The following is a 10,861-nucleotide window of genomic DNA, read 5'->3' as shown; positions in this document are numbered from 1 at the left end:
CTAATTTCCCCTTTGTCTATTTCAACCACGTCGTCAAGTTCCGCAACGTGGCCATGCGCGGGCCGTGGACTTCGGGCGGCATTGAGCTGAACTTCGGCGACATTGGACACGCCCCCACCGTGTCGAGTCCGGTGGACTACGCTACCCGCACCAACACCGATGGCAGCGTGAGCTGCTTCGTGGGCGCCTGGGATTGGTCGGCTCGCACCCGATGGATGGTCGAAATCAAGTTACCAAAGGACGAAGCGCGCTTCATTACCAAAAGCCGCTGGTTCAACGCCAGTCCGCTCGAAACCAGCTACTATCATTGGATGAACGCGGGCTTCAAGGCGGCGGGCAATCTGGAATTTGCTTTCCAGGGTAGCCACCGCCTTGGTCACGACGGTGAAATTCACCTCTGGCCCAAAGACAGCGCGGGGCGGGCGCTGAACTTTTACGAAAGCAACAACTTCGGCAACTACAAGTCGTACCATGTACTGGGCAAGCCGAGCGATTTTTACGGCGGCTACTGGCATGACGATCAGGCAGGTTTCGTGCATTACGCGCCCTTTTCCGACAAACTGGGCCAAAAAATCTGGATTTGGGGATTAGCCCGGCAGGGGATGATCTGGGAAAATCTTCTGACCGACACCGATGGGCAGTACGTGGAGTTGCAGTCGGGGCGGCTATTCAACCAGGCGGGCGGCGGCAGTACGGTCAGCCCCTTCAAGCACATTTCGTTCATGCCCCATACTGCCGATAGCTGGACGGAAAGCTGGTACCCAGTCAGGAAGACGGGCGGTATCACCGCCGCCAACGAAACCGCCGCGTTGCACCTTCGCCACACGCCGACGCACCTGATTTGGAATTTTTCACCTGTGACAAACCAAGACGGGAACATGGTAGTTCGGGCTGATGACAAGGTAGTTTTCGAGAGAAATATCTCCTTGAAACCCCTCGTCAACTACACCGACTCGGTGCGCTATGCCGGGGATGGAAACCTTTCTATCACGCTGAACGGCCAACCCCTTTTTGGCGGAAAAGGTGAAGATTTTTCTACCGAAAGTACGGGCCGTCCACTCACTTCACCCGCCGATTTCGATTGGGAATTGGAATACGGTTTGTACTTGCGAGGGAAAGATGCGGCCAGTCAGCGGCAGTTTGCCAAAGCCGAGGAATGGTTCAAAAAGTGCCTGGCGAAAAACCTCTACCATGTCCCCGCGCTGGGAGAAATGGCGCAACTGCTCTATCGGAAAGGTCAGTACGAAGAAGCGCTCACCCTGGCAAACAAGGCCTTGTCGGTGAACACTTACGATCCTTTGGCCAACTACCTCCGTGGGTTATCGGCGCAGCAACTGGGCCAACTCACCGCCGCCAAAGACGGTTTTGCGGTGGCGGTGCTGAGCCCAACTTACCGCGCGGCGGCCTGGACAGGCCTGGCCCAAATCGCGCTACGGGAAGGAAACTGGGTCGAGGCAGAGCATTTTGTGGAGAAAGCCCTGGCGTTCCAGCCCGCTAACGACCACGCGCGGCACCTGCGAACAGTTATTTTAAGAAAAACCAACCGCCCGGGCGAAGCTCGGCAAGCTACCGAAAGTGCTCTGGCAGAGAATCCTCTGGATCATTTCTCCCGCTATGAGTCAGGCGTTTTGAACAAGAAGCAGGAGTTGAATAAGTACATCACCAATGAACTGCCGCATGAAGATTACATCGAGATGGCCTTGTGGTACCGCGAAGGCGGACAATACGAAGATGCCCTCGCGCTGCTGAAAATGGCACCTCAAAAACCCATGGTGGAACTATGGGCAGCGGACGCACAGCGGGTGCTGGATAAAAAAGGGACTGGCAATACCGATGAGTTAAACCGAATTTTGGCAGAAAGTTCTGAATTCGTTCTTCCCTCGCGACACGAGGAACTTGGGTTACTGGCTCGCATCGAACAGCGTCTGACGGCGGCCGGGCAGTCCTTGCCGTGGCAGTTGAAATATTACGAGGGCGTTTTGCTCTGGCAATTGGACAGAATACCCGAGGCGCAGGAAAAATTTCTGGCCTGTGGTGAGGCGCCAAAGTGGCCCGCGTTTTATCTGGCCAAAGCCGACTTGTTCAAGGATCAAAAGGAATTAGCAGGAAAAGCCCTCGTGCGTGCCAACGCCCTCGCGCCCGACGACTGGCGCACGGTCAGTGCTTTAGCTGAGTACTACGGATCGGTCGGCAGGAACAACGATGCACATGCGCTAGTGGATAAGAAACTAAGTCAAAGGAATTTAGCCGATCACGAGCGGTACATTCTGGGTCAGCGGAAAGCGAAAGTTCTTCTGGCTGCTGGCAATTACCGCGAAAGTATCGAGACTATGAAGAAACTGAACATTTTGCCCAGCGAAGGAGCGAAAGACGCGCATAGCCTGTTCCGCGAAGCCAATGTTCGCTACGCCATCGAACTTCTGAAAGCCAAGAAAACTAAGGAGGCGCTGAAGTACCTCGACCAGGCTGAAAGCTGGCCTGAGAATCTTGGCAGCGGCAAGCCTTACGACACCGACGACCGCCTGACTACTGCTCTTAAAGGCTACGCAAAGAGCAGGGAGATTTCTGCTCTGGAAAAAATAAAGGGTAGTTTATCAGAAAGAGAGCGGAAAATAGTGGAGGAGGTGTTGGAATAGCCCTAGGCTTTGGCAAAAATATCCTTAACTTCGATAGAGAAGCCCGTGATGACTTCCGAGGCGAGCGACCCCTCGCGTAATTTTTGGCTCAATTCATAAGCGATCCCGCTCAACAAGTACTGCTCCACGGTTTCGTTGACCGGGTCGATGATCCAGTATTCCTCGACGCCATGCAGAGCGTAGTCGGTTTTTTTAATACCGTAATCGCGCTTCTTGGTACTGTCTGAAAGTATTTCGACAATAAAATTTGGGGCAGGGAAAGCGGATTGTTTATCGTCAAAATCAGTAACTTCTTCCTGACGCCAGAAGCAAACATCGGGTTCGAAGTCGTTTCGAGTTAAGCGGATCATCACTTTTTCGTAGGCCACCATACCTAATTTATGGTCATAAACATAGGGAATCAACCTTCTGGTTAATTGAGTAGAAGCCATCCAATGCCGACCATATATTGGTGAATGATAGATTATTTCACCTAGAATAAATTCAGCTTTGACCCCCTCATCCACTTCGGCCCAGAATTCGTGGCGGCGGCGTTGCTCATCGTTCCAGGCTTCATTGAGTTCATCCAGAATACGCTTGAACTCAACCGCCTTTAAAATTTTTTCCTTGTCGATTACCATAAGATTACCTTTCTAACCCTCACAAATTTACACTATTATGTGATTTGACCTAATTTTGACGCTATTTCCACTTTCCCAAAAATGATATTTTCAAAACCAAGGCTTCACAACCTCGCCGCAAGTCTTTTTCTGCTTTTTCAAGTGGGTTGCCAGTCGGAAAAAGATACCCGCTTTTCGTTGCTGGACGCCGCCGCTACGGGTGTGGCGTTCACGAACACCGTTACTGAAACCGAGCAAATCAACGTCCTGAAATATGGCTATTTTTACAATGGCGGCGGTGTGGCGGCGGGCGATTTCAACAACGACGGCCTAGTGGACCTCTACTTCACGGGCAACATGGTGGCCGATCGTTTGTATTTCAATAAAGGCTCAATGCAATTCGAAGACGTTACCGAGGCGGCGGGCATCAGCCATGGTGGCTGGAAAACGGGCGTGTCGCTAGTGGACATCAACGACGATGGCTGGCTTGACATCTACGTCTGCCGCTCGGCGGCGGACGATCCTGCACTACGCCGCAACTTGCTGTATGTGAATCAGAAAAATGGCACATTCAGCGAGAAAGCTACCCAATACGGTCTTGATGATGATTCGTACTCGACCCAGGCCGCCTTTTTTGATTACGACCACGACGGCGACCTCGACTGCTTTCTGCTCAATCATTCGGTGCAGGAGTACGCCGGGTTCAGCAACCTCATCGCCTCATTCCGCGAACAGGCCGACGAGCGCTACGGCAGCAAACTGCTACGCAACGACGGTGAAAAATTTACTGATATCACGGCCAAATCAGGTATGGTAAGTAACGTTCTGAGTTTTGGCCTGGGACTGAACGTCAGCGACTTGAACAATGACGGATGGCTGGACTTGTACGTAACGAACGACTACAACGAGAACGACTACCTCTACCTCAACCAGCAGGATGGTACTTTCAAAGAAGTGGTGCGAGAGGCGATGGGCCATACATCCTTCTACTCGATGGGTACCGATGCCGCCGACGTGAACAACGATGGCTGGATGGATATTGTGACGCTTGACATGTTGCCCGAACCCAACGACCGCATCAAACTCACAGCGGGCGACGACAATTATGATAAGTACCAGATGCTCGTCCGCTCGGGCTTTCACGATCAATCCATGCGGAATATGCTGCAACTGAATTTGGGGAAAGCGCAGTCGAACGTGACCTCCGGCAAGCCAACTGCGCCTGTGTTTTCAGAAATTGGGCAGGTGTCCGGAATTTCCAATACCGATTGGAGTTGGGCGGCGCTCTTTGCTGATTTCGACAACGATGGCCTGAAAGACCTATTCGTGACCAATGGCTACGCCCGTGACTACACGAATATGGAATTCCTGAAATTTTCGACCGACAAGCAGATCGAAATTCAGAACGGCGGGGCTATGCCGACGGAAATGGAAATCATCAACTCTATGCCTGCCATCAGCGAACCCAATTATATTTTCAAAAACAAGGACGGACTTATTTTCGAAAAAAAAACGCAGGAATGGGGTTTTGCGCAGCGCAGCCAGTCCAACGGCGCAGCTTACGCCGACCTGGACAACGACGGCGACCTGGATTTGGTGACGAACAATATCAACGAGCGGGCTTTTATTTATCAGAACAACCTTCGCAACGTCGATGCGGAAACTCAGGCCGCCAACTACCTGCAGCTAACCCTGAAAGTACCCAACGAAGCCCGAAAAATCGGGGCGAAGGCGGTAGTTTGGGTAGCCGGAAAGCCTATGTATCAGGAATTCCAACCCGTGCGGGGCTTTCAATCGGCGATGTATGGGCCTCTACATTTTGGTTTGGGGAAGGTTAGCAAAATCGACTCAGTCGTAGTAAACTGGACGGATGGAAGTACCACTAGTTTGCCGAATACTGAATCGAATCGTTTGCTAACAATTGACTATCAATCGGCAAAATCGACAACTACCCAAATCATTTCATCTACATTACCCTACTTCACCGCTACAAACGTTCCATTCATCCACGATCAAATTCAAATCAATGATTTCAGAATGCAACCGCTCTTACCAGAGATGCGCTCTTATGCTGGGCCGTGCATGGCGCAGGGAGACGTAAACGGCGACGGACGGGTGGATGTGTACGCGGGCGGTGCGCGCGGACAGGGCGCAGTTCTGTTTCTGCAAACGACCAGCGGCTTCTCTAAAAGTACCCAACCCGCCTTCGACGCCGATCTGGATTTTGAAGATGCTGCCGCGGCCTTCTTCGATGCAGATGGTGATGGCGACCAGGATTTGCTGGTGGGTAGTTCGGGCTACGCACTGGAAGTGAATCATCCACTCTTGCAGCCGCGATTGTACTTGAATCAAAACGGCAGATTTGTAAGATCTACCACCGTTCCGACGATGCTGGTCAACGCGCGGGCGATCGCGGTGGCGGATGTAGACGGCGACGGTGATCAGGATATTTTTATTGGGGCCAACTGTACACCGGGCCGCTACCCCGAGGCGCAGCCGTCGGTACTTTGGCTGAACGATGGGAAGGGAAAATTTATGGCCAGTACTTCCTTTGCGTTTGCAGGGTTAGTGACGGGAGCCGTCTTCAGCGATTTGAACGGTGACCGACAACCAGATTTGGTGCTGGTCGGAGAATGGATGAAACCAGCGATTTTTATAAATAGCAAAGGATCGTTTACCGAAAACCAGGATTTTACCAAAATCTTAAACACCACGCTCGCCTACACCTTGCATAAAGCTGACCTCGATAGTGATGGTGACGACGATTTTGTGCTGGGCAACGCCGGAATCAATGCGCAGTACAACATTACTTCCGACGAGGGCTTGAAAATGTACTACGGCGATTTTGGCGAAACCGGGCAGGTAGTGCCGCTTCTATCTCAAATAAAAAACGGCAAAGAGTACGCATACGCTAGCCGCGACGAGATTTTGAACCAGATCCCGCGTCTCAAAAAGAAATTCCTGAATTATATCGACTACTCGACTGCCACAATGGGCGACGTGTTCGATAATGAGGAATTGAGCCAGGCGAAACAGCTTTCCGCCCGCGAACTACGAACGGGCATTTTATGGAATGATGGAGGTACCCTCACGTTTCAACCCTTGCCCGTGGAAGCGCAATTTGCCCCCATCCACGCCGTGGTGGTGGGCGATGTGAATGACGATGGCAAGCCCGATTTGATCCTCGCCGGAAACGTGACGCATACGCGGGTGCGACTGGGCAAGTGCGATGCCAACAAGGGTCAGGTGTTTTTAAATCAGGGGAAAAGGAAATTCAACTACTTGCCGCAAACAAAATCGGGACTATGGGTGGAAGGCGATGTCCGGGCGGCGGCGATGGTTGGGAATTCGCTCTGGCTGGGTGTCAATGGGAAACCTTGGCAACATTACTCATTAATGAACAGGGAATTACAGTAACCTACTCTGAATAATACTACACAACATCTTCGCGTTGTACGATGGGAAAGCTCAGGGTGAATACCGTTCCGACGCCTTCCTCCGATTGAACGTCTATGCGGCCTCCGTGAGTTTGCACTATGTTCAGCGTGCTGGCCAGTCCGATGCCCATGCCCGATTTTTTATCCGTAAAGTAAGGTTCGAAAACCTTTTCCATATTTTCCTCACTTATGCCTGAGCCATTGTCGGCCACTAACACCTGCACCTCATGATCGAGGATTCGGGTAGTGATTTTCAGCACACCACTACCCTCGGGCATGGCTTCGATAGCATTAGTAAATAGGTTGAGAATGGCGATTTCCAGCATATCGGGATTCATTTCGATACAAATCTCTTTCTCCTCGTAATGCTTTTCGATCTGGATTCTTTTCAGCTTCATGCGGTCATGCGCCGAAACCAGTGTTTTATCTAAAATTTTGTGTAACGATCCCGTCGAGAGGGCAAACTCGCCAGGGCGGGAAGACTGCAACAACTGCGTGATAAGATCATTGATGCGGGCGCAGTTACGCTTGATGATGTCGGTATAAAAGTGCAGATCTTCGTCTTCCAATTCCGATGCCAGCTGCTCGGCCGAGAGATTTACATTTGTGAGCGGATTGCGAACCTCGTGAGCCAGCATTCGCACTAAGCGGCTGGTTACGGCTAGTTTTTCCGAAAAAAGCCGTTCCCGCTCCGATTGCTTTTGATTGGTGGCATCGCGCAGTCGGCCCTGCACGTAAGTTGAGTCGTTTTCGTTTTCAGTAGTAGCAGAGAGAATACCAATTTTTCGCTCCCCCTCTTTGGTTACGAACCGTAGCTCTTGCTCCGATAGGTCAGCCCCGTCCTCGATCTGCCGCCAAAGTGAATTAACTTCAGACTTATCGAACAAGTCGAGTACCACTTTACCGCGTAGTTCTTCATCGTCGAACCCCGTCAGATTATTGGAAGCAACGTTGAAGTCTAGAATTTTACCCTCTAGATCACTGAGGAATAGCATGTCTTTGGACTCCTCGAAAATACGGCGGTAACGCCTTTCGCTCTGGCGAAGCGCCTTGACTACCTTCGTTCTTTCCAGCGAGTAGCGCAAGCTGCGTTCCAGAATAGCGGGTTCCAGTTCACTCTTCACCAAGTAGTCGGCTGCTCCGAGCCGGAGGGACTCGACGGCGATTTTTTCGTCTCCCTTTCCGGTGAGGAGAATGATGGGTTCCTCACAATTTTGTGTTACCGCCTCTTTTATGAGGTCGATGCCACTTCTAGACCCCAACAAGTAGTCGAATATGTAAAGGTCGTGCTTACAGTTTTTAAGACTGTATATCGCTTCTTCATAGGTAGGACACCATTCCAGTTCAAACGACCAGTTTTTGAGATCGTTGAAGCAAGCACTAGTCAGTATGAAATCATCCTCGTCGTCATCGACCAGCAAGACGTGAAGTGATTTTTCTTTATTCATAGGTAGTGGCGGGTGTAGTAAAATTTAGATCAGGCCCGACTGGGAAAGGGGGAGTAAGACAGTAAATGTGGCACCTTGCCCTGTTTCACCGGAAGCCAGAATGAGACCGGAATGGTTCTCCACTACTTTTTTGCACACGGAGAGCCCGATACCCGTCCCTTCGTACTCTGAACGCCCTCGTAGTCGCTGGAAAAGGGTGAAAATGCGGGCCGAGTCCTGGTCGTCAAAACCAATGCCATTATCGCTAAAAGTCAGCCGAACGTAAGATCCTTGGGAAGGCAGCCCGTAGTTGATTTGCTCCTCGGTACCAAGGCTCTCGGCAGTAACGCGTATCTCAGGTTGCACCCCCTCATCGGTAAACTTAAGGGAATTGGACAGCAAATTTTGGAAAAGCTGGGTCATCTGACTAGGTATGGCTTCGATCGTGAACATCTCGCCAATATCGATAACTGCGTTCTTTTGCTTAGAAACTAGCTCCAGATCGCCTAGTACATTCTTAGCGATCTGATTGAGGTCAGTAGGTACGAAGCCCTGTTGCGTGCGGGTCAAGCGGGAAAATTCCAGCAAATTGCTAATCATATTCTGCATCCGCCGCGTGGCGTTCAAAATGCGGTCGAGGTACATGCCTGTTTCCTCATCGAGCATGTCCTTACTTTTCTTTTCAAGTCGCTCGCCGAAGGATACGATCTTGCGAAGTGGTTCCTGCAAATCGTGGGAAGCCACATAAGCAAACTGCTCAAGGTCGGAATTGGAGCGATTCAGTTCTTCAACTTTTCTAACCAACTCATTCCGAACCTGTTTGATAGAAGTCAAATCAACGATACATCCTGTCAATTTGGCCGGGTGGGTAGCATTGCCAGAATGGTAGATCGAGCGACTCAAGACACTTTTCACTTCACCAGATAGCGTTTTTATCCGGTATTCCGTCTCCACGGGTTCTTTGGCCCCAATGCTGACAGGATTATCATTAACTACCCTTTCCAGATCATCGGGATGAACGTGTTTCATGAACCGACCATACTCCGCCGGATTTTGGCTAGCCTGGTTCGGGCTGTAGCCCAGCATCACATACAATCCTTCGGACCACTCCACTACTTGGCTTTCGGGGTACCAAACCCAGGTACCGAACTGCACTGTTCTTTCAGCATCACGCAATATATCCAGTACAATGTCCTCCCTAGCCTCGATTTCCTTGTAATGCGTAATATCGGTGATTGTACAAAGAAAGTTATGTTCGTTGACAGGCGTATTACTAAGACGGCACCACGCATCCGTAACGGCGAAATATGCTTCGAAATTTAGTTCAGGAATTGGGTTTTCAGCTGAAGCCTTTGCGACCGATGATTTGTTAGCGATCTGATCCACAAGCCCTTGCCATTTAGTGCCATTCAGGGAATCACTTCCGGTCAGTTGACAGGCTGAATCGTTATCAACCGTGCACACGTATTCACCGTCATCTTGCTGTTTGAATAGCAGCATTCCGCTCGTCGAGGCACTCAAAAGCTGGTTGATCCCGAAAGAATGATATGTCTTCTTTGTGTCAGTCATTCCTTCGTCCGTTACTGCATGTCAAATTGCTTCATTTTATTATAAAGCGTCTTACGATCAATATTCAGGAGCCGAGCCGCTTTACTTTTATTGAAATTTACTTGACGAAGCACTTGTAGTATCATATCATATTCAGCTTCGTTGGCCACCGTCTTGAGACTAGGGTTAGGATCCAAATCCATCGCCTGAGATGAATTCTCAGAAGCTTCGGGGCGGATACCAAAATCTTCATCCATCTCACGCAGCTTTTGGAAGTTCGCAATTTCAAAGGGAAGCGATTTTTCTTCAATGTACTCACCCGCCGAGAGCAGGGTGGCACGCTTTATCACATTTTTCAACTCACGGAGATTACCCGGCCATTCGTAATTCATAAAATCCTCCACTACTTCTTTGGAGAAACCCTTGATTTTTTTGCCAAGTTCTTCATTGGTAGAGGCGAGAAAGGCATCAGCAAAGAGCAGCAAGTCATCCTTTCGGTCGCGCAGGGCAGGTACTTCCATGCTGAATTCATTGAAGCGATAGTAAAGATCTTCGCGGAATTTACCCTCTTTGGCCAATTCCAACAATCGCTCGTTGCTGGCCACTATGATACGTACATCTAAGGAAATTTCTTTGTTACTCCCGATACGCCGCACCTTGCGCTCCTGTGTTACTCTCAGCAACGCCATCTGAATCTCGTAAGTCAAATTCGAGACCTCGTCCAGAAAAAGCGTACCACCATTAGCCAGTTCAAAGTGTCCAATTTTTGTTTGTAAAGCTCCAGTAAATGATCCCTTCTCATGACCGAATAGCTCACTACCAGCCAGTTCCTTTGAAATAGCTCCACAATCCATTGCCACAAAAGGCTTCTTATGCCGCTGCGACCGATTATGGATTTCGTGAGCGATAGCCTCTTTTCCCGCTCCGCTTTCTCCGTAAAGAATGACGCTAAAATTGGTAGGCGCTACTAAATCGATCTGACGATAGAGTTCATCGGATACCTCGCTGGTGCCGATAATATAGTCTGACGAAAACTTGGAACCTTTGCGACGGCCAGTACTCTTATTGCCCGATGACGTACCAGTACCGGACTCTTCATCATTTTCCGAGTCACTGAGGGCCTTCTTTACCGTCACTAATATTTCATCAGGAAACAAAGGCTTAGTGATGTAGTCGTAAGCTCCTTGCTTCATCACGCTGATTGCCGTTTTTAT

6 protein-coding genes are annotated in these 10,861 nt (G+C 50.2%); 2 read left to right on the top strand and 4 right to left on the bottom strand.

The window, feature by feature from the left end; all coding sequences use genetic code 11:
• Positions 1-2,636 (top strand): DUF5107 domain-containing protein (locus tag ACEW8P_RS23415; protein ID WP_373515488.1); only part of this gene is annotated, 2,636 nt, incomplete at its 5' end.
• 2 nt (positions 2,637-2,638) lie between these two features.
• Here ACEW8P_RS23415 and ACEW8P_RS23410 read toward each other — a convergent pair.
• Positions 2,639-3,256 (bottom strand): Uma2 family endonuclease, encoded by a 618-nt coding sequence (locus tag ACEW8P_RS23410; protein WP_373515487.1) that lies wholly within the window; start codon positions 3,254-3,256, stop codon positions 2,639-2,641.
• A gap of 81 nt (positions 3,257-3,337) precedes the next feature.
• Between ACEW8P_RS23410 and ACEW8P_RS23405 the strand changes: the two genes are divergently transcribed.
• On the top strand, positions 3,338-6,652 hold the full coding sequence (locus ACEW8P_RS23405; protein ID WP_373515486.1) for a VCBS repeat-containing protein: 3,315 nt from the start codon (positions 3,338-3,340) through the stop codon (positions 6,650-6,652).
• Between the two features lie 16 nt (positions 6,653-6,668).
• On the opposite strand, the gene ACEW8P_RS23400 is transcribed toward ACEW8P_RS23405, so the two are convergent.
• From ACEW8P_RS23400 to ACEW8P_RS23390, 3 genes are all read right to left on the bottom strand, one after another.
• Positions 6,669-8,120, bottom strand: a complete 1,452-nt coding sequence (locus ACEW8P_RS23400) for an ATP-binding protein (protein ID WP_373515485.1) — start codon at positions 8,118-8,120, stop codon at positions 6,669-6,671.
• 24 nt (positions 8,121-8,144) lie between these two features.
• A complete protein-coding gene (locus ACEW8P_RS23395; RefSeq protein WP_373515484.1) occupies positions 8,145-9,668 on the bottom strand; it encodes an ATP-binding protein in 1,524 nt (507 codons plus the stop codon).
• 11 nt (positions 9,669-9,679) lie between these two features.
• Positions 9,680-10,861 (bottom strand): sigma-54-dependent transcriptional regulator (locus ACEW8P_RS23390; RefSeq protein WP_373515483.1); only part of this gene is annotated, 1,182 nt, incomplete at its 5' end.

The organism is Persicitalea sp. (assembly GCF_041751555.1).
Classification (GTDB): domain Bacteria; phylum Bacteroidota; class Bacteroidia; order Cytophagales; family Spirosomataceae; genus Persicitalea.
Note: the sequence above shows the minus strand (reverse complement) of the source record. Positions and strands in the feature narration are given on the sequence as shown.

Bases quoted from the DNA above. Each gene is read 5' to 3' on its own strand.
- ACEW8P_RS23395 (WP_373515484.1), bottom strand. From the start codon at position 9,668: ATGACTGACACAAAGAAGACATATCATTCTTTCGGGATCAACCAGCTT.
- ACEW8P_RS23405 (WP_373515486.1), top strand. From the start codon at position 3,338: ATGATATTTTCAAAACCAAGGCTTCACAACCTCGCCGCAAGTCTTTTT.
- ACEW8P_RS23400 (WP_373515485.1), bottom strand. From the start codon at position 8,120: ATGAATAAAGAAAAATCACTTCACGTCTTGCTGGTCGATGACGACGAG.
- ACEW8P_RS23410 (WP_373515487.1), bottom strand. From the start codon at position 3,256: ATGGTAATCGACAAGGAAAAAATTTTAAAGGCGGTTGAGTTCAAGCGT.